Source organism: Chryseobacterium sp. ISL-6 (assembly GCF_018613715.1).
Taxonomy (GTDB): domain Bacteria; phylum Bacteroidota; class Bacteroidia; order Flavobacteriales; family Weeksellaceae; genus Chryseobacterium; species Chryseobacterium paludis.
The window spans coordinates 98,317-118,913 of the sequence record NZ_JAGGPT010000005.1 but is presented as its reverse complement, the minus strand read 5'-3'; the positions used below and the strand labels follow the sequence as shown (position 1 = coordinate 118,913).

Here is a 20,597-nt window from a genome sequence, read left to right as displayed (position 1 = left end):
TTATTTTTATAATTAAATGATATAAAACCCATTGGATTATCAATATCAGTTAGAACCGAAACACTATTTATTGAAACCTTTTCACAAGCCACTTCCGTACAGGCACATCATAAAATCTCATATACAGGTAAGCCATTATAATAGAAATAACGACAGTCAGTAAACCAAAAACCCATGATCGGGGTTCTGCCAATGTATGTTTTCCATTGGCAACCCATGCATAATAAGTGCATGCCAACGGAAAATGAGTAATATAAATAGGATATGAAATATCACCCAGCCACTTACAGAATTGATGGGTATTTTTATTTAAAATTTTCCCTCCTTCTCCCAGTAAAATAACCACCGGAAATAAAATCATTAATGCAAAGCATTCATATAAAGCATTCTGCCAATAAGCATCATTTCCCCCCAGTCGTGGAATAGCCAATATGACCATCAATAAAACACTTGTGGTAAAAAAAGCATTTTTCGTCAATTTCAATTTGGCCGCTCTGGCTAAAAATATTCCCATTAGAAATGGAAAGGCCAACCTTATGAAACCAATTCTCAACTGCTTGGCATCATCAATAGACCAACCTCCGATTATATCGCCACTGGGATTAGTGAATGCATAATGAATGGTAAATGCTGCCGAAACCAAAACTAAGATCCCTAATACGATTTTTGAAACCTTCCGTAAAATCAGGGCGTAAAAAATATTCGCGATGTATTCATAAAATAATGACCAAGCCGGACCATTCAGTGGATGCATTTCATTCCAACCTCTGATATCAAGACCCTTTCCTACTGGAATTACCGTCATTCCAATGAACATTACCAACAAGAGCTTCCATACCGGAGTTGTTGAAATACCACCCCATCCCATTCCTTCCGAGTGTTGGAAATAAAATAAAACTGCTCCTACCAACGAGCCAATAATGATCATAGGCTGCAACCTTATCAAACGGCGTATAAAAAAATCTTTCATTGTCATCTGACCCCATCGGTTATCATAGGCATAGCTGATTACATAACCCGATAACATAAAGAAAAAATCTACCGCTAAATAACCGTGATTAATAATCTGTTTCGTATGATCACCATTCGAATACACTTCAAAAATATGAAAGAATACCACCATAATGGCAGCTACTCCACGTAATCCGTCAAGAATTTCGTAGTGAGGTTTAGAAGAGGAAATGGGTAAGGTTGAGCTCATATATGGATTATAAAATTTGATACAAAAATATAGGTTCGTAGTTTAAAATACTTGTTCTATATTTTTTAATCATTGTCTTATATTTACATAATTGATTTTATTATCATATAAATGAAGCAAAATTTAAAATATTATCCAAATATCAAAACCAAAAGGTTTCACTTTGACCATGTACATATCAAATGGGATCAGCAGGTTCCACTCCACCAACAGGAAACGTGGGAACTGTCTTATATCATCACTGGAAGCGGAGCCAGAATTATTGGCGATGTCGTGGAAAATTTTTCAAAAGGCGAAATCATATTGATTCCACCTAATATCCCACATTGTTGGTCTTTTGATGAATCTGTTCATGACCGTGAAGGCAAAATTGAAAACATTACTATAGTCTTTGAAAATAACTTCCTGAAAAACTGCACCCTGATTTTTCCTGAGCTATTTACTGTCATTTCTGAACTTCAAAACAATGAAAATGCAGTTTCATTTACAGGAGAACCCTTAGAAAAACTTCAGGTTTTAATGACTTCAATGATTCATCAGAATGATATTAAGCGGATATCTTCCTTCATTATATTATTAGAGCTGATTTCCTATTGCAAAGACATGCGGATTGTTGGAAGACCAATAACTGAAAATAAACAGGAAAAGAAGCTACAGAAAATACACCTCTATATCCTGAGTAACTTCCAACGAGATATCACTCTGGAAGAAATTTCACAATCTGTGGGTATGCAGAAATCTTCCTTTTGTGTTTTCTTTAAAAGAATGACCGGAAAATCTTTCTTCACTTATTTAACCGAATTCCGGATCGAATCATCATGTCAAATGCTATTAAAAACAAAACTGTCCGTGAAAGAAATCTGTATAGCATCGGGTTTTAGTGATATTCCTTATTATAATCGGGTTTTTAAAAAGATCAAAGGGATGAGTCCGGGTTATTATAGGAATAAATATCACTAGTACTGTGTTCTACTTTTGTAATTAAAAGTCCTTACATGACGACTTTTATTAACCATCCCTATTTGGATACGAGCAAGATGATTGCCCCAGAAGATATTTTAAAAATCCAGGAAAGAATTTTCCTGGATTTTCCTTTTCCAATATTTGTAAATCACTGAAAGTCTTATCTAAAATACAAAGCAAAAACTCCAGCTATCTTATACTAAAACATCTACTTACTGTCACTATAACTTTTCACCGTTTGTAACAACTCTTTTTTATAAAGATAGATATCCTCTAAACTATTTAAAAGTTTTTTTTCACCACTATCTTTACCATTATGGAATAATTCAATATACTTATTTGATGAGTTAAAATGCAAACGACACAATGGCTTTCTATTGTTATCATCAAATAAAATTCCGAAATACGATTGAGTATCTCTAAACGCAATTCTAGAAGCTACTAATTCCTCTCGAAGTATAGCTTTTACAATTTGTGATCCTTCCACCTCTTCTTCTGTAGTATTTATTTTCACCAAATCAATATTTTCATCAATAGGTAAGGTTCCACCTGATTCCTTAGAAGGTACTGTCTCGCTTATACTAAGTGCATTTTTTAAACGAAAATTAATTGATTCATTAATTGAATTCGCAAGCGCTCGTTTTGTATACTCCTTAAATATTACGAGTCTTGCAGCCGTTATCGGTTTATCAAAAAATTTACCAACAAGGAGCTTTACCATTTCATCTGAAGGATTATCTAACTCTTTTTCAAATTCATTCTTGATAGCTTTAGTATATTTTAATGCTTCGGCAGAATCCAAAATACTTTCCAAATTGTATCCATTTTTAGTAAAGTTTTCAAGAATTTTCAAACTCGAATCTTTTAGATTTGCAAGATCTAACGTATAAAATGGTTTTTCATCCATAATATTTGGCTTCTCCAAATCAGCATAAAAATTGTAGGTGTGCCCATTTGTTAGAACACCAAATCTAGCTTTAGAAACATGATAATATCGATGGAGTTGAGAATTATGTGCATCTGCATTTTCTTTCCAATGTTTACATTCAATGATAAGGATTGGTTCATCGTTCTTTTTAATAACGTAATCAACTTTTTCACCTTTCTTTGTTCCTATATCACAAATAAATTCAGGTATCACTTCTGTAGGGTTGAAAATGTCGTATCCTAATATTTGTATAAATGGCATCACAAATGCATTTTTAGTACCTTCTTCTGTGTTGATTTGATCTTTTAGAGAATCAACCCTTTGATGAAGTTGTTCTAGTTTTAATTTTAAGTCTGCTTCCATTGGTTATTGTTTAGTTTAATTTCAAATTTACAAATTATGTGAAACTATTAAGGTTTTATTTATTTAAGTACGGCATTTCTTTTAATACAGAGCGTCTTAAAAGAATAACTTGTAAACAATATCAAAAAAAAGCTTAATTATACTAGCATAATTATCAATATCTCTTTTAAAAAAAATACCACCTCATCAAGGCAGTATTTTTCTATATTATTTTTTAAAAGCAGATACTATTTTTCAGATTCAAATTTCTTTAGTTTCTCTTTTAAAGACTCATTCTCTTCTTTCAACATTTTAATATAATCCTGTAGATTATCCATTATCTGATTTGGAACATTATAATAATTGGAGTTGATACCCGATTCATTAAAAGTCGAGTTATCAATATTCTGTACAATAGTTGCCGCTTTCTCTTCTTTAATTTCTTCAACCGGAACATCCAGCGCCTTAGCAAGCTTCTCCCATTCATCATCATAAATTTTTACATCTCCATTTTCCTTTCGGCAATAATTAGAAACATCCGTTGCCAAGACCTTTGACATGTATTCCTGAGTATATCCTCTTTGCTTTCTTAAACTTTTTAGTTTTTCCATAGTGCCCGTATATGTGCTTTGTACAAATATAAAGAAAATTGTAATTCAAGTTTGTCAATAGTAGAATAAGCATGTAGAAAACTTATTTATCGTTTGGACGAAGGTTCAAATCCCACCCACTCACTTAAAGCAAAAAGAGAATTTGTAATTACTACAAACTCTCTTTTCGTTTCTGAAAAGGATATGTCACGAACCACTCAATAACCATATCGCTACTTTATCAGAACTATGTATTAACCTAATTTTATATTTAATTCAACTCATTAAAGCTGATATCGATACTTTTTATATCAACGATCTTCGCTAATGTTTTCAAAGGTTCGTTGTAATGGGTTGTAATACTATTTATTATTTTATCATCCACATTATCATCAAATTTTCTTGCAAAAAGATTACTGCCTGTTTTTAAGAATTCAAAATCCGTTTTGGTAAATGTTTTTGGACGTAATTTAATATCTCCATCCGGAATCCATATAATTGCTCTTTTATCGTCATTTACTAAAATACCATCAAAAGAAGTATTCATTAAAACGGTTTGAAAAAAGGATTCATCAGCAATCAGGGTATTAAAATAATAGGTTTCAAACTTTTTTACTTCTGCACTATTGCAGATAAATTCGCAACAGTTTCTGGTTAAGATCATCCACTGTCCACCGATGTAAGGAATTATATCTTTCATAAAACCTCTTTTATGGGTGTCTTCAGAAATTTTATCTTCAAGCTCTTCGAAATAATTCTCAATACGGTTCATCGTTTCAGGTCTGTTTAATTCCTGATCAGCTACTTTAATGTAACTCTTCCCATTATTTTTCGATAAAAATTCTTTGATTATTTTCTGTGATTTCAAAGGATAATCCTGTCCACTTAAGTTGATAAAATAATCCCATTTCTCGCTCATACTAAGCAGGTAGTTCATCCCATCCAGTTCTGCCTGAACCATACTATATCCACCCCACACTACTTTCTCACTTTTAAGGATATGCACATTCGGATATTCTTTCAGAAAATCTTTTACTTCTTCTCCAATTTCCTGATTGGCCTTTTTATCAATATGGATAAGATAGAAATTTGAAGGTTCATATATGGCTTTAAAAAGTCTCTTAAACTGTTCAGGTAATCGATGTACTAAAACCAGATAGGCAATACGGACAGGTTCTAGTGACATACTAATATGATGTTCATTGCTCTCGCTCATGTAAACATTTCTCATTTTATATTTTTTTAAAATTATGAATGCTTACAACTCATTTTATAAAGTATTAATAGACATTTTTCTCAATTTACGATAATTTAATGGTCTTTTATTTATTAATTTCTCAAAAACCCATTTCCCTGTATGAAATTATTTCAATGAAGTTCCTCCGATGACAGGCTTACATTGAAAACTTGCTTTATTTACATGAAGTACAATTTTCTTACATTTAAAGTTACTATTTTATGACTTGGCATATTTTTATCATAGGTGCACTAGTAATTGTTTGATTTAAAAAAAATGACTTATTTATCCAGAATTTATTTAAAAGATGATCACCCGGAAGACTTTCCGTTTAACCTTCCTATTTTTAAAAATGGTTTAAATCTTAATTTAAAAACCAATGTCACATTTTTTGTTGGTGAAAACGGAACCGGTAAGTCTACCTTAATGGAAAGTATTGCTGATAAATGTGAATTTAATTTATCGGGTGGAAATCGAAATCACAATTATGACTTCCATAAAACAGAATCTGTATTATCGGACTACCTTACACTTTCATGGCGCACAAAGATCAATGAAGGTTTTTTCATGCGTGCAGAAAGCTTTTTTAATTTTGCCACTTATATAGATGAAGTTTCTACTAGAGATTTAAGGGTTCTGGATGCATACGGAGGAAAGTCTTTACATAAACAATCTCACGGGGAAGCATTTCTGGCTTTATTCCATAATCATTTTGAAAAAGGCATTTATATACTTGATGAGCCGGAATCAGCACTTTCTCCACAACGCCAGCTTTCACTTTTATCTATCATACATTCATTGGAAAAAACGGGAAAGGCACAATTTATCATATCAACCCATTCTCCTATATTGCTTAGTTATCCGGGCGCAACAATTTATTCCCTGGATCACCATCTTAAAACTATTAATTATAAAGACACCGAACATTATCAAATCACGAAAAACTTCCTGAATTCTCCCGACTTATATTTCCGTCATTTATTTAATGATGACGACATCTGATCAGAAACACTTTTAAGAAGATAATTTACTTGGAGATAATCCATATTGCTTTTTGAAAGCAAATGAAAAATGAGAAAGATCTTCAAAGCCCAGATCCATATAAATATCCGACGCCATTCTGCCTTTTTCAGCAAGGAGGTAATGTGCTTCCTGTAATCTTTTCTGCAACAGCCATTTTCCGGGTGTGTTCCCAAATATTTTTTCGAAATCACGTTTAAAGGTTGCCAGACTTCTTCCTGTGAGATAAGCAAAGCGATCAAGGTTTACATTAAAATGGTAATTCTTGCGCATAAATGCCTCGATATCAATTTTTCCAGGTTCATTAAAATCGAATAAAATATCTTTCAGTTCAGGATTCTCCTGGAGCAGTAAAATAATCGCTTCTTTTATCTTCACCTCTACCAGACGCGGATCGGAAAGCGTATCAGTCTTCTTATACATCAGCAATGAATCCATATAATTTTTTAAAAGAGAACTGGATTCAAATAAAACTAAAGAGCTCGTCGAACATTTCTTCTCCGACATTACATTGTACATTATGCTAAAGTCCTGTAAGGTCTGCTGATCCAAGTGAATGGATAACGACTGAAATTCTTCACCCGGAGGAGGTATTTTCGTAAACTTCAAAAGCTGATTACGCTTTAAAAAACGAATAGAACCTTCTTCCGATCTGTATTCATTGATTCCATCATTTAAAATTAAGTCTCCGGAGATCTGGTAACTGATCACATGATCGGACACAAAATGTTCTCCCTGCCTGCTCAACTGAACATAGCAAGAGTATATGATATTTCCGAAATCCTGTCTTGTTGTTTTCATTTCATTACAAATATAATAAAGCATCTTTAGAATAATTCGATAAAACAAGTGTAAGTATTTTCATTACACTTGTTTATGATCAAAATATCAATCTATCCGGATTCCTTTTTTTGCTAAAAACTTTTTGCCTTCTTCAGATTCCAAAACATTTACAGCATCATCATGATCTGTGGAAACACTAACCTCACGCCACTTTTCAAATTCTTCTTTTCTATGTTGATCCGCATTTTGAAGAATGGTTGCCGCCTCACTTCCTAAAACCAGATGTAATGGAGGTGTTGGATGATCGACCAAATCAACCATTACTTTCGCTGCTTTAGCCGGATCACCCATTGGAAGAAATTTCCCTGACGTCAGATATTCTTTAATGCTTCCTACCGTATCCTCATAACCTTCAATATCTTTAGCAAAACTCATAGAAGCTCCAGCCCAATCTGTTCTGAACCCACCAGGTTCAACAGAAGTAACCTTAATTCCCAAAGGCAAAACTTCTTTACTTAATGATTCTGAAAAACCTGCAAGACCAAATTTTGCAGCCTGATAAATGGACAGGCCAGCATTTCCTACTCTTCCACCTACAGAACTGATCTGTAAAATATGCCCTGATCTCTGTTTTCGCATATGAGGCAGCACAGCTCTGGTTACTTCGATAGGAGCAAATAAATTAACCTCCAGCTGATTTCTCACCTGTTCTTCAGTAAATGCTTCTGCTGCTCCGGTGATTCCGAATCCAGCGTTATTTACCAATACATCAATTCTTCCAAAGTGATTAACTGCTTCTTCAACAGCAGAATAAATCTGCTCTTTAACCTGAACATCTAACTTTAATAAAAGTAACTGTGAGGAATAATTCTGCAACAGATCATTTAACTGCTCAGGATTTCTTGCGGTAGCCACAGCATAGTCCCCTTTTAACAAAACTGCTTCTAAAAGACTTTTTCCCAGTCCTTTTGAACTTCCTGTAATAAACCAAACTTTTTTCATTGTTTTTATTTTAAATTTTATTGAGACAAAGTTCCATCAAACCGACCAACATTCGGTTTGTTAAAAAGCTCAAATCCACTTTGTTAAAACACTCACTTCCGGTCATGTAATTTTGTGCTAGTATTCAGCTGAAATGAACTAGTCTTCTCTACTGCACCTGAATAACTTTGCATCATAAAATAATTCAAATACAAAATCATGAGCAAAACAATTTTTATCACAGGAGCATCTAAAGGATTCGGAAGACTGTGGGCAGAAGCTCTTTTAGAGCAAGGAAATAATGTAGCCGCTACTGCGAGAAACATTTCTACTTTAGATGATCTTAAAGCAAAATATGGTGACCAAATTCTCCCATTGAAACTGGATGTCAATAACCGTCAGGAGGTATTTGAAACAGTAGATACCATAGAAAAACATTTCGGAAAGATTGATGTTTTAATCAATAATGCGGGTTATGGCTTATTTGGTACTGTGGAGGAAACCACCGAACAGCAAGCCAGGGAACAAATGGAAACTAATTTCTTCGGTTCTCTTTGGGTATCGCAGGCCGTATTACCAATAATGAGAAAACAAAAGAGTGGGCATATCATTCAGATCTCCAGTTTTCTTGGATTAACTACTTTACCTTTATTAGGTCTATACAACGCTTCAAAGTTTGCGATAGAAGGTTTAATAGAAACTGTAGGAACAGAAACCGCGCATTTAGGAATTAAAACAACTTTAGTTGAACCAAACGGATATGCGACAGACTGGGCAGGAGCATCTGCCATACAAACGTCAGCTGATATTTCAGATTACAACCCAGTACGGGAAGCATTTGCAAAATCGGGAGACAATCCTGATACATGGGGAAAACCGGAAGCTACCGTACAACCTGTTTTAGACATTATAAATTCAGAAAATCCGCCTCGACGTTTATTACTAGGAAAACTGGCCTACCACATGATACATCAGATGTACACAGATCGTTTACAGGAGGTGGAAGACTGGAAAGATGTGAGCATCACTGCACACGGTCATTAGAATCAAAATAATACTTAGAAATCGAAAAATTCAATAATCTGCAGACCAATCTTATCTGCAGATTATTGTAATTTAGAAAATTGAAAATCCGATGAAACATTATAAGACTCTTATCGAACTTCATTCAGAAAGTAACTGGGAAGCACCACAACATCCATTATTAGGTTTGGTAGGATGCTTGTCGGAATGCACGATGGGAAACCGGGAGTTTACCACAGACTGCTATATGGTTGCTTTCAAAAAAATAAAGTCCGGCATCTTTATGTATGGCCGTACCCCTTACGACCATGATAACGGGTCTCTTTTCTTTACAAAACCAAGACAGGTCATTGAAATGAGAGATCTGGAATTTGAAGAAGAAGGTTTTATGCTTCTTATTCATGAAGATTATCTCAAAGGACATGAGTTACATAAAGCGATTGAACAATACAGCTACTTTGACTATGAAGTCACCGAAGCGCTCCATCTTTCTCCTAAAGAAGAGCAGAATATCCTTGAGCTTCATGATAAAATTAATAATGAGTACAGAAATAATCCTGATGAATATAGCCGGGAAATTATATTAAGCCACCTTTCAACTATTTTGAAATATGCACAGCGGTATTATAAAAGACAATTTATAGAACGTGAACAGATCACCGGAAAGATGGCTTCAAAATTTAATGATGTTCTGAAAAAATACATCAATAATGATAATTTGAAAAACCAGGGACTTCCAAATGTAACAGAATTAGCCGGTCAACTGAATATTTCTCCGCGTTATCTGAGCGATCTTTTGAAACAGGAGACAGGGAAAACAGCAATAGAACTTATTCATATTTATCTGATCTCGGAAGCTAAAAATCTTTTGCGACTGGGAGAAAAAGGAGTGTCTGAAATAGCCTATGAATTAGGCTTTGAAAATGCTTCATACTTCACCCGGTTATTCAAAAAACAAACAGGAATGAAACCTGTAGAATTTCGAAAAATGCATATTAATTAAATGATCTTATCAAAGATATAAGGGTGGAATCCTATCCTGAACACCAGAATAGACTCCAAAACCTGCCTATACATTTCATGATTGATTTCATCTTCTGCTTTGCATACAAATTCTAAACACCTGAAAACTAAAAGACTAAATCCCATCATGATAAAATACGTATAGTCTACCCACAAAAAAGACTAAAAAAATGTTTTATCGTAAAGAATTTTATATATTTGCAGCATCTAACAATTAAAAAAATAATTTACTATGTCAGACATTGCATCAAGAGTAAAAGCTATCATCGCTGATAAGCTTGACGTTGAAGAAACAGAAGTAACTCCTGAAGCTAGCTTCACTAACGATTTAGGAGCTGATTCACTGGATACAGTTGAACTTATCATGGAGTTTGAAAAAGAATTTAATATTCAAATCCCTGATGATCAAGCTGAAAAAATTACTACTGTAGGTCACGCTATCGCTTATATCGAAGAAGTAGTAAATAAATAATATTCTTCAACAAAAGGAAAATTTAAAAAAGTTTATGGAATTAAAAAGAGTAGTTGTAACCGGTTTTGGAGCAATAACACCGATTGGAAATAATGCGAAGGAATACTGGGAAAATCTTGTTAAAGGTGAGAGCGGTGCAGCTCCGATTACTCTTTTTGATGCCACAAACTTCAAAACAAAATTCGCTTGCGAGGTCAAGGGTTTTGATCCATTGCAACATTTCGATAAGAAAGAAGCAAAGAAAATGGATCGAAATACTCAATTAGGACTTGTTGCTGCAAGAGAAGCTGTAGAACATTCCAGAATTATCGAAGACTCTGTCGATAAAAACAGAGTTGGTGTAATCTGGGGTTCCGGGATCGGAGGTTTAGAAACTTTTGAAACAGAAGTTCTAGGATGGGCAAATACGGATATTCCAAGATTTAACCCATTCTTTATTCCTAAAATGATCGCGGATATTACGCCTGGACACATCTCAATCGAGTATGGTTTCCATGGTCCTAATTATACTACGGTATCTGCTTGTGCTTCTTCTGCAAATGCACTAATTGATGCTAAAATGCTTATCCAACTTGGAAAAGCTGACGTTATTGTATGTGGTGGCTCTGAAGCTGCTGTTACAGCAAGTGGTGTTGGTGGATTTAATGCTATGATGGCACTTTCTACAAGAAATGATGATCCAAAAACAGCTTCAAGACCTTTTGATAAAGACCGAGATGGTTTTGTATTGGGAGAAGGAGCGGGAACTATTATCCTTGAAGAATATGAGCATGCAGTAAAACGTGGCGCAACAATTTATGCAGAATTAAAAGGTGGAGGTCTTAGTGCAGATGCACATCATATGACTGCACCTCATCCTGAAGGTTTGGGAGCTTATCTGGTAATGAGAAATTGTCTGGAAGATGCAGGGTTAACTGCTGATGAAGTAGATCACATCAATATGCATGGTACATCTACTCCATTAGGAGACATTGCAGAATCTAATGCAATTTCAAAATTATTAGGCGAGCACGCTTACGACATTCAGATTAATTCTACAAAATCAATGACAGGACATCTTTTAGGTGCTGCCGGAGTTATTGAGGCTATTGCTGCTTTGGGAACAATTATTCATGGTATTGTTCCTCCTACCATTAATCATTTTACTGATGATGAAAATATCGACAGCAGACTTAATTTTACATTTAATGACGCTGTGAAAAAAGATGTAAAAGTAGCCATGAGCAATACTTTTGGATTTGGCGGGCATAATGCCTGTGTTCTGTTTACGAAAATCTAAATTTACTGAATGGAGTTACAGAAATACTTTTCTAAATTCCTTCTCAAAAAAAGAAAAAGAAAATTAACGGAGAGAGATTACTTTCTTAGTACCGAGCTCAGTAAAGTGCTTGGTTCTGAGATACAAAATGTTGCTCTTTACCGGGAAGCTTTTTCTTTAAAAAGTTCTTCTAAAAATCAAGACAGTAATTACGAAAGGCTTGAATTTTTGGGAGATTCTGTTTTGGGTACAATTATTTCTTGTCATTTGTTTCAGACTTATCCTCAGGCTAATGAAGGATATTTAACGCAAATGAAATCTAAGATTGTTAATAGGAAAAATCTTAATAAATTAGGAGAAGATTTAAAGCTGACGGATCTTTTAGTAAAACAAAATTCTGTAGCTTTAGGTGAAAATATCTCCGGAAATTTATTCGAGGCATTAATCGGTGCTGTTTATTTAGACTTCCAATATGACACTTGTAAAAAGATTATTTTGGAACGACTACTAACGCCATCCGAGATCAATAAGCTCGAAAATAAAATTGTGAGCTATAAAGGCCTTCTCCTGGAATGGAGTCAAAAGAAAAAAGTACATATAAAATATGAGACCTGTGAGGAAATTCAGGTCAATAAAGCAATTGTGTTTCGTTGCCATGTTTGGCTAGGCGATGAGAAGATTGCCAATGCTACGGAAACTTCCAAAAAGAAGGCAGAAGAAAAAGCTGCACAAAGGGCATTTTATATTTTAAACAAAAAAGAAAACATACTTGGAAATTCAAAAACTTTATGATATAGACGATATAGAATTTGAAGATATTGCCATAGGATTGGTAAGATTAGCAAAAAATGTATTCGATCATGAGTTTTTTTTCAAAATAAATCAAAGTAACGATCTCAAATTTTCAAGGATAGACGATCTTGTCTTTCACGGATCTTATTATGATTATTATTTTTCAAGATTTGAGGCTTATCACAAGTTTACAAAGACCTGCTTTACTTTTATTTCCAATAAATCTTCAGAAAGTAAGCAAAAGAAAATACAGACAGAGCTCTTCGCAGAAGAAGAGAATATTAAATTTTTATTAAATAATCAGGTAGATGTAGAATATATTCTTCATAGTTCGGAACAGTTTCCTGATTTTTCCGTAATTTTGCTCCCTGAAAATCTTGTGTTTCCAATTCAAGATTATACATTAAGTTCTGATGAGGAACTTTATCAAATTATCCAGTATTATGAATAAGTATTTAAAGAAGACAAAAATTATCGCAACGCTTGGCCCTGCATCATCATCTAAAGAAGTCATGTTAGGACTTATGAAAGCAGGTGTAGACGTTTTTAGAATAAATTTTTCACATGCAGATTATGACTTAGTTCGATCCAATATTGATATCATTAGAGAACTCAATAAGGAACATGGATATTCTGTAAGTATTTTAGGAGACTTACAAGGTCCTAAATTACGTGTAGGAGTTGTAAAAGAGGGATCATATCTTAATCCTGGAGACATCTTAACTTTCACTAATGAAAAAATTGAGGGTGATTCTACAAAAGTTTATATGACCTATCAGCAATTTCCTCAGGACGTAAATGTAGGGGAAAGAATCCTTATTGATGATGGAAAATTAGTTTTAGAAGTTATAGAAACCAATGCTGTAGATACCGTAAAGGCTAAAACAATTCAAGGGGGACCTCTAAGTTCTAAGAAAGGGGTAAACTTACCTAATACCAATGTTTCACTTCCGGCTTTAACGGAAAAAGATATTCAGGATGCCAATTTCATGCTAGATATGGAGGTAGACTGGATCGCTCTTTCATTCGTTCGTCACGCACAGGATATTATCGATTTAAAGGAGCTTATTAAAAAGCACCCGAACGGTAAATTCAAAACACCAATTATTGCTAAAATAGAAAAACCTGAAGGGGTAAAAAATATTGACGAGATCTTATTAGAGTGTGATGGATTGATGGTTGCCCGTGGAGACCTTGGAGTAGAAGTTCCTATGGAGGAAGTTCCGGCAATACAGAAAAATCTTGTTGAAAAAGCAAGATTCTATTCCAAGCCTGTAATCATCGCTACTCAAATGATGGAAACAATGATCAATAGCTTAACTCCTACAAGAGCTGAAGTAAATGACGTTGCAAACTCTGTATTGGATGGTGCTGACGCGGTAATGCTTTCAGGAGAAACTTCCGTAGGTAGATATCCGATCCAGGTAGTAGAAAACATGGCAAAAATCGTTCAGAATATAGAAAAGACCAACTTCTACCAGCATAAAAACGAACCTATCGAAAAAGACTACAACTGTATTGATGAGCGATTCATTACGAACAGGGTTTGTCTTGCAGCAGTTAGAATTGCAAAAACGACTAATGTTACTGCAATTGTTACTTTAACGCATTCAGGTTATACAGCTTTCCAACTTTCGGCACACAGACCAAACTCTCATATCATTGTTTACAGTGGTAATAAAAGAGTTATTAATATGCTGAATCTTCTTTGGGGTGTTCATGCGTATTATTATGACATGAATAAATCAACAGATGAAACGATTATCCAGGTGAATATGCTGACGCATAATTATGGATATATTGAAAGTGGAGACTTTGTTATCAACATCAATGCAACTCCATCATATGAAGGAGGGAAGACGAATACACTGAGATTAACAACGGTTTAAAATCGAAAAAGCAGAAATGCAAATTTGCTTTTCAATATAAAATAAAAAACTCTCGATAATTTCGAGAGTTTTTTTATGTTGTTAGTTTAAGATTAAAACTAATTTCCTACAATAGTCTTAGGTGTTACAAATTCTTTCAGGGCAATTAAAGAAAGTTCAGTTCCATATCCTGATGCTTTGGTTCCACCAAAAGGAAAACGTGGATCAGAGCTTGTCATTCTATTGATATTGACCGTTCCGGATTCTAAATTTTCAATAAAAAACATCTGGCGATCATTATTCTTTGTCCAAACAGAATTAGAAAGTCCAAAAGGAATATCATTAGCCATTTGTAGGGCTTCAGTATCATTTTTAGCAACCATTACCATTCCCAATGGCCCAAATAGCTCTTCCTGTAAAATAGGATTTCCTTCTTTTACTCTGATTAATCCAGGATTAAATTCATGATCAGAAATTCTTTCAAGAGGGATAATAATTTCAGCTCCGTTTTCTAAAGCTTTATTAAACTGCTTTTCCAGATCATCAGCAAGATCAGGTCTTGCCATACCACTGATCTTGGTTTCTTTATCCATTGGATCAGCTGGAATAAATTTCTTGTATGCTTCAATGAATTTTGGCATAAACTCATCTTCAATCTTTTCATCAATAATAAATCTTTTTGCCGCAACACAGGTCTGTCCACAATTTTGAAGTCTTGCCTGGGCACCCACTTGTGCAGCCTTATCCAGATCAGCATCATCCAGAACAATAAAAGCATCACTACCTCCTAATTCGAGCACAGATTTTTTGATATTCAGTCCTGCTATTGAGGCTACTTCTCCCCCTGCTCTTCCACTACCTGTTAAGCTTACTCCTTTTACAGCATCGTGCTCCAGAATTTCTTTTACTTCTTTATGACCTACCTCCAGATTTTGAAAAATACCTTCCGGAAAACCTGCTTCCAAAAAGACCTGTTCAATGGCATTGCCACTTCCAAAACAAATAGAAGCATGTTTTAATACAACAGTATTTCCAGATAAAATAGCTGGAGTAGCAAATCTTAGTACCTGCCAAAAGGGGAAATTCCATGGCATTACACCTAAAATAACTCCTTTCGGAATATAATGTACTTCAGAAAATTTATATTCAGATTCTATTTTCTCAGGTTTTAGGATATTTTCGGCATCAGCATAATAATTCATCATTAAAGCAGATTTTTCAACCTCAGCGATTGATTGTGAAATTGGTTTATTCATTTCTCTGGTAATGATTTCTCCAAATTTCTCTGAATTTGCCTTTAGCACTTCTGCAGCTTTTGCAAGTAATTTTTGTCTTTCTTCAAAGGGTACTTTTTTCCATTCTGAAAAAGCCTTATCTGCCTTAATAAGTTTATTTTCAATTGATTGTTCCATAATGTAATTTTTGTTTCAAATTCAAAATAATGAATTAGAATGCTTTATTGGCAAAGCATGGATGAAAGCAACAAATTTTGTTCCTTTAGGTTAAATAAAATAATGATTTTCTCTATTAAAAGAATATATTTTTTGTTATATCATAAACCACTCGTTGATCAGGCTGGCTGCTAACCTCGCTGTCCTATCCTGAATATCATACGAAGGGTTAACTTCTGCCACATCTAATGCAACAAGTTTTTCATTCTTTAAAATATGTTTATAAAAATGCATAAAAGCCGAATCTGCAAAAATACCATTATATGCTGAAGCCGAAACTCCAGGAGCAACAGATGCATTAAATACATCCATACAAATGGTAAGGTAAGCTACATCAACTCCATCCAATAGATCATTTATACGCTGGTATATGGATGGAAGATTTTCAAAGAACAATTCATCAGCAAGGATATATTTCATCCCATATTGATGGGCAGTATCAAATAATTTCAGGGTATTGGAATTCCTTTGTATTCCTATGTGCAATGAATTGATATCTCCCTCTTGTGCAATCTGCCAGAATCCCGTTCCGGAACTCGCTCCTACACCGTCTTCGGGCTGTCGATTATCAAAATGGGCGTCAATATTAATAATTCCTATTTTCTGCTCAGGAAAGGCTGTCTTTACACCCAAATAATGAGCATACGTCAACTCATGACCACCGCCTATAACAAGTGATTTCCCACCTTTCAACAGAACTTTTGAAACATTTTTCGCAAGGCTGTTCTGGGTCTTTTCAAGATTCGCATCATCACATGTAATATTTCCAAAGTCTAATAATGAGAAATCAGGAAGGATAACCGGAAAATTAGACATGTTCTTTCTTATCACATCCGGAGCATCCTTAGCTCCTAATCTTCCTTTGTTCCTTCTTACGCCTTCTTCAACAGCAAAACCATGTAAAACGAAATCATTAGTAGAAATAGTATCGTAATCTCTCGCTATTTTTACCCTCTGAAAAATTCTATGGTATAGAAGTTCATCTCCATCCCTCCTACCTTGCCAAATATTTTGTGATATCATTTTTTATAAATTCAATTACAGTTTATACTCAGTAAAACTAAATAATATTGTTTAAATAGTAAAACTACTTTCCTCAATTATAAAAGCATTCTTCTTATAGCTTTTATCCAGTTGCCATTATACTTTATTCTGATTGGCATTGCTGCTGATAAACATTTCGTTTTTCTCTTCCGAAATAATTTCTAAAAACCGTTCGTAATGTTTAAGCACATCAGAAATTAATTCATTCTTTGTGAAGTATTGTACATCATATCCTTCTCTTGCATCTCCAAAATATGATTTTGGATAATGGGTCGTACTATTTTCCAGATCAGGAAGGTTTTCTTCATTAATAACATATTCTGAAACCGTTTTCTTCTGATTCACTATTCCATAGATAAAGTTATTGACGACACCGTGATGAATTTCTATTTCAATTTTTGTAGGGTTTTCACCATAATTCATCTTTACTTCAATCCCATTCTCTGCAAACTCCTGCTGCAATTCGATAAAACCTTCTTTTACTGTACTTTGAATAAAACCATCAACAGAAGAATTATCTTTAAATGAAACAATTCTCTTTAACCTTTCTTTCCAAAATTCGCCTGACCACGGAATAGCAGAAGCAGAGAAATTCCTATCATAATATTTCTGATCGATGATCAATGCCTTCATCAAACTTACAATGAATAAAAGTACGATAATTGAAAATGGTAATGCCGTGATTAATGTCATACTCTGAAGAGCCTTCAAACCTCCGACATTTAATAATAAAAGAGAAAGAACAGCTAACAGCAGTCCCCAGAATACCAACTGCCATTTGGGTGACTTTTCGGCATTTTTCGTTGCAATACTGTTCATTACAAATATTCCGGAATCTGCTGAAGTCACAAAAAATATAATGATTATGGCAATAACAAAAAAACTGGTAATGCTCGATAATGGCATATATTCTAAAAACCTGAACATCAATGCATCAGGATTAGAAGCAAATTCACTTAGTTTACCATTGGCTACATTAAAATCAAACCATATCGCACTGTTACCAAAAACAGACATCCAAATAAAATTAAATAATGTCGGCAGCACCAGGACGGCAAAAATAAATTCCCGTATTGTTCTTCCTTTTGAAATTCTGGCAATGAACAAGCCTACATAAGGTGACCATGAAATCCACCAGGCCCAATATAAAATGGTCCAGTCATAGAACCATGGCAATGTTTCTTTTTCATAAACATGGGTACTAAAAGTAAGATCGAAAAAATTATTGATGTAATTTCCCAGTCCTTCGGTAAAGCTCCCAATTAAATAAACAGTTGGTCCTAATATTAATACAAACAATAAAAGTACAATTACACTGATCACATTGATATTACTCAATAGTTTCACTCCTTTATTTACTCCACTAATAGCAGAAAATACTGAAAGAGATATTAGGCAAACCACAATGATGATCTGATATATAAAATTATTTTCAGGAATTACCCTCATTATTTGTAGTCCTGAATTGATCTGAACAACTCCAAATCCCAGTGTCGTGGTAATCCCAAAAAAGGTACAGCAAAGTGCAAAAATATCGATCACATTTCCCCACTTTCCATTTATTTTATCCTTAAGTAAAGGATAGAAACAACTTCGTAACGACAATGGTAATCTATACCTGTAGGCGAAATAGGACAATGAAAGGCCTACAATCCCATAAATAGCCCAGGCATGAATTCCCCAATGAAAAAAGGTATAAAGCTGTGCCTGTTTAGCTCTGTTTATATAATGATTATCTCCAAAGACTTTTGAGGAATAATGCTGCATAGGTTCTGCTACACTGAAGTATATTAAACCAATCCCCATCCCCGCAGCAAATAACATTGAAATCCAGGAAAAGAGCGAATATTCAGGTTTGCTATCATTAGCCCCTAATTTAATATTTGCATATTTACTAAACATCAGGTAGACTAAAAAAATAACAAATATGGTTACTGACCATACGTAAATCCAGTTTAGATTCACAAAAATAAATTCTTTAATACTATTTAAAACAGTCTCAGTCGATTTTGGATAAACAGCAGAAAGAAAACAAGTCCCAATAATAAAAATTAAACTTGGAATTGTTACCCCTTTGTTGAATGTCGTTTGTATTTTTCGAAATTTCATCATATTTATTTTCATATTAAATTACTGATACATCATTCTGGCAAAGCCGCAACAGAAGCAATCAAAAAAAATTAAGAAAAATAAGATGGTCTTTCTTTATCAATTAATTACACTTACGAACTACAGAGATTATTTTTTCTCTCAGAAAAAACAATATTTGCATACTAAGGAAACTTATCATAAGATACTAAACGGGGCGGAAGGGGTTTAAATTATAAATCCCACCTTACTCCATTGATATAAACATTTTCAGCCTTCAGGCTTCCTTGATTATATAATACATTTTGAAAATTATCAGTTCTAAAAGTTACAAAATCCGCTTTTAATCCGTTTTCTAACCTTCCTCTGTCTTCTAATCCCAGAGCATATGCTGAACGAAAAGTTATCCCTGCTAAAACCTCTGCAGTCGTTAACTTTTGATATGTTGCTAAAATAGATGCCTGAGTAATCAGATTACCCATTGGTGCGGAACCAGGGTTCCAATCACTGGCTATTGCAAGAATAGCTCCTGCATCCAACAACTTTCGTGCCGGAGTGAACTTTTCTCCTAATCCCAGACTTGCTCCAGGTAAAGCTGTAGCTACGGTATTTGAATGCGCAATAAATTCAATATCCTCATCAATAGTTGCTTCCAGGTGATCTGCAGATTGAGCTCCAACTTCAACAGCAATTCTTGAACTCCCTGGAGTGAACTGATCTGCATGAACTGTTATTTCAAAACCTAATTGTTTAGTTTTAAGTAAAAAATCTTTGCTTTCTTCTGGTTGGAATGCCGATTTTTCGATAAAAATATCTACTCTTTTTGCCAGGTTTTCTTCTTTTACTTTTGGTAGGATCTCGGTGATAATAAATTCTAAATATTCTTTATTACTGCCTTCAAAATCTCTGGGCTTTAGGTGTGCAGAAAGACAGGTTGGAACTAATGTTGCCTTAGTCTGTCTTTGTGCTTTTTGGATCATTCGAAGCATTTTCAGCTCATTTTCTACATCTAAACCATAGCCACTTTTCACCTCAATTGTTGTTATGCCTAAAGAAACAAGGAAATTGATTCTTTCCAGGAGTGTCTTTAATAAGTCTTCTTCTGATGCATTTCTTGTATGCAACACGGAACTCCATATACCACCTCCGCTTTCAGCAATTTCAAGATATGTTTTGCCGGCATTTCTCATAGCAAAATCATTGGCTCTGTTTCCACCGAAACAAATATGAGTATGAGAATCGACAAAAGCGGGAAGTACAATTTGCTCACCTTGAACTTCTTCCAATGTGATATTTTGATTTTCTGATCTTAGTTTTTCAAAATTCCCAATTTTTTGAATGATATCACCATCGATTAGAATTCCGCCATCAACAATTATTTCAAGTTGTTCATCGGTTAATTTTCCTCTTAATGGAAGATTGCTGAGTGTAATGATCTGCTTAAATGGTCCTATTAATTTCATGGGTTTATGATCAGAAAAAGTTGTGTTTATGTTTAAATTTCCATTCCAAAAATACTCAAAAAATATCTTT

The 20,597-nt window shown here is 34.3% G+C and carries 19 protein-coding genes; 9 read left to right on the top strand and 10 right to left on the bottom strand.

What is annotated here, in order from left to right:
* Nucleotides 1-67: 67 nt before the first annotated feature.
* Entirely contained in the window at nucleotides 68-1,201 is a 1,134-nt protein-coding gene (locus J7E44_RS08135) for an acyltransferase family protein (RefSeq protein WP_214827711.1), read from the bottom strand.
* Nucleotides 1,202-1,312: 111 nt separating this feature from the next.
* Between J7E44_RS08135 and J7E44_RS08130 the strand changes: the two genes are divergently transcribed.
* Nucleotides 1,313-2,161, top strand: coding sequence for an AraC family transcriptional regulator (locus J7E44_RS08130; protein ID WP_214827708.1), 849 nt, complete (start codon nucleotides 1,313-1,315; stop codon nucleotides 2,159-2,161).
* A 211-nt stretch (nucleotides 2,162-2,372) separates the two neighbouring features.
* Here J7E44_RS08130 and J7E44_RS08125 read toward each other — a convergent pair whose 3' ends face one another.
* From J7E44_RS08125 to J7E44_RS08115, 3 genes are all read right to left on the bottom strand, one after another.
* Nucleotides 2,373-3,455: a type I restriction endonuclease gene (locus J7E44_RS08125; RefSeq protein ID WP_214827705.1), complete on the bottom strand. Its 1,083-nt coding sequence runs from the start codon at nucleotides 3,453-3,455 to the stop codon at nucleotides 2,373-2,375.
* A gap of 227 nt (nucleotides 3,456-3,682) precedes the next feature.
* Entirely contained in the window at nucleotides 3,683-4,045 is a 363-nt protein-coding gene (locus tag J7E44_RS08120) for a helix-turn-helix domain-containing protein (RefSeq protein ID WP_214827702.1), read from the bottom strand.
* Nucleotides 4,046-4,295: 250 nt separating this feature from the next.
* Nucleotides 4,296-5,255: a beta-1,6-N-acetylglucosaminyltransferase gene (locus tag J7E44_RS08115; RefSeq protein WP_214827700.1), complete on the bottom strand. Its 960-nt coding sequence runs from the start codon at nucleotides 5,253-5,255 to the stop codon at nucleotides 4,296-4,298.
* A gap of 282 nt (nucleotides 5,256-5,537) precedes the next feature.
* Here J7E44_RS08115 and J7E44_RS08110 point away from each other — a divergent pair, with 282 nt between their 5' ends.
* Nucleotides 5,538-6,263, top strand: coding sequence for an AAA family ATPase (locus tag J7E44_RS08110; protein ID WP_214827698.1), 726 nt, complete (start codon nucleotides 5,538-5,540; stop codon nucleotides 6,261-6,263).
* 12 nt (nucleotides 6,264-6,275) lie between these two features.
* Here the strand turns inward: J7E44_RS08110 and J7E44_RS08105 are convergent, their stop codons facing one another.
* Both J7E44_RS08105 and J7E44_RS08100 read right to left on the bottom strand, forming a co-directional pair.
* Nucleotides 6,276-7,082 (bottom strand): helix-turn-helix domain-containing protein, encoded by an 807-nt coding sequence (locus J7E44_RS08105; protein ID WP_214827696.1) that lies wholly within the window; start codon nucleotides 7,080-7,082, stop codon nucleotides 6,276-6,278.
* Nucleotides 7,083-7,169: 87 nt separating this feature from the next.
* Nucleotides 7,170-8,066: an oxidoreductase gene (locus tag J7E44_RS08100; protein ID WP_214827694.1), complete on the bottom strand. Its 897-nt coding sequence runs from the start codon at nucleotides 8,064-8,066 to the stop codon at nucleotides 7,170-7,172.
* Between the two features lie 198 nt (nucleotides 8,067-8,264).
* Here J7E44_RS08100 and J7E44_RS08095 point away from each other — a divergent pair, with 198 nt between their 5' ends.
* From J7E44_RS08095 to pyk, 7 genes are all read left to right on the top strand, one after another.
* Nucleotides 8,265-9,089 (top strand): SDR family NAD(P)-dependent oxidoreductase, encoded by an 825-nt coding sequence (locus tag J7E44_RS08095; RefSeq protein ID WP_214827692.1) that lies wholly within the window; start codon nucleotides 8,265-8,267, stop codon nucleotides 9,087-9,089.
* 91 nt (nucleotides 9,090-9,180) lie between these two features.
* A complete protein-coding gene (locus J7E44_RS08090) occupies nucleotides 9,181-10,071 on the top strand; it encodes a helix-turn-helix domain-containing protein (RefSeq protein ID WP_214827690.1) in 891 nt (296 codons plus the stop codon).
* A gap of 252 nt (nucleotides 10,072-10,323) precedes the next feature.
* Entirely contained in the window at nucleotides 10,324-10,563 is a 240-nt protein-coding gene (locus tag J7E44_RS08085; protein WP_002976354.1) for an acyl carrier protein, read from the top strand.
* A 34-nt stretch (nucleotides 10,564-10,597) separates the two neighbouring features.
* The gene (gene fabF / locus J7E44_RS08080) at nucleotides 10,598-11,842 is read left to right on the top strand and encodes a beta-ketoacyl-ACP synthase II (protein WP_214827687.1); all 1,245 of its coding nucleotides are present in this window, start codon (nucleotides 10,598-10,600) and stop codon (nucleotides 11,840-11,842) included.
* A 9-nt stretch (nucleotides 11,843-11,851) separates the two neighbouring features.
* Nucleotides 11,852-12,613, top strand: a complete 762-nt coding sequence (gene rnc / locus J7E44_RS08075; protein ID WP_214827684.1) for a ribonuclease III — start codon at nucleotides 11,852-11,854, stop codon at nucleotides 12,611-12,613.
* Nucleotides 12,591-13,064 carry an IPExxxVDY family protein gene (locus J7E44_RS08070; RefSeq protein WP_214827681.1) on the top strand — a complete coding sequence of 158 codons (474 nt, stop codon included), beginning with the start codon at nucleotides 12,591-12,593 and terminating at the stop codon, nucleotides 13,062-13,064. The genes rnc and J7E44_RS08070 overlap by 23 nt, the downstream gene beginning before the upstream one ends.
* Nucleotides 13,057-14,502 (top strand): pyruvate kinase, encoded by a 1,446-nt coding sequence (pyk, locus tag J7E44_RS08065; RefSeq protein WP_214827678.1) that lies wholly within the window; start codon nucleotides 13,057-13,059, stop codon nucleotides 14,500-14,502. Before J7E44_RS08070 ends, pyk begins: the two co-directional genes overlap by 8 nt.
* 98 nt (nucleotides 14,503-14,600) lie before the next feature.
* Here pyk and J7E44_RS08060 read toward each other — a convergent pair whose 3' ends face one another.
* The 4 genes from J7E44_RS08060 to hutI all read right to left on the bottom strand — a co-directional run bounded on the left by J7E44_RS08060 (nucleotide 14,601) and on the right by hutI (nucleotide 20,527).
* Nucleotides 14,601-15,893 carry an aldehyde dehydrogenase family protein gene (locus J7E44_RS08060; RefSeq protein ID WP_214827675.1) on the bottom strand — a complete coding sequence of 431 codons (1,293 nt, stop codon included), beginning with the start codon at nucleotides 15,891-15,893 and terminating at the stop codon, nucleotides 14,601-14,603.
* 135 nt (nucleotides 15,894-16,028) lie between these two features.
* Complete coding sequence (gene hutG / locus J7E44_RS08055; protein ID WP_214827672.1) at nucleotides 16,029-16,955, bottom strand: formimidoylglutamase; 927 nt, start codon at nucleotides 16,953-16,955, stop codon at nucleotides 16,029-16,031.
* 117 nt (nucleotides 16,956-17,072) lie between these two features.
* Entirely contained in the window at nucleotides 17,073-19,088 is a 2,016-nt protein-coding gene (locus J7E44_RS08050) for a BCCT family transporter (protein WP_214827670.1), read from the bottom strand.
* Between the two features lie 209 nt (nucleotides 19,089-19,297).
* The gene (gene hutI, locus J7E44_RS08045) at nucleotides 19,298-20,527 is read right to left on the bottom strand and encodes an imidazolonepropionase (RefSeq protein ID WP_214827668.1); all 1,230 of its coding nucleotides are present in this window, start codon (nucleotides 20,525-20,527) and stop codon (nucleotides 19,298-19,300) included.
* Between the last annotated feature and the right edge of the window lie 70 nt (nucleotides 20,528-20,597).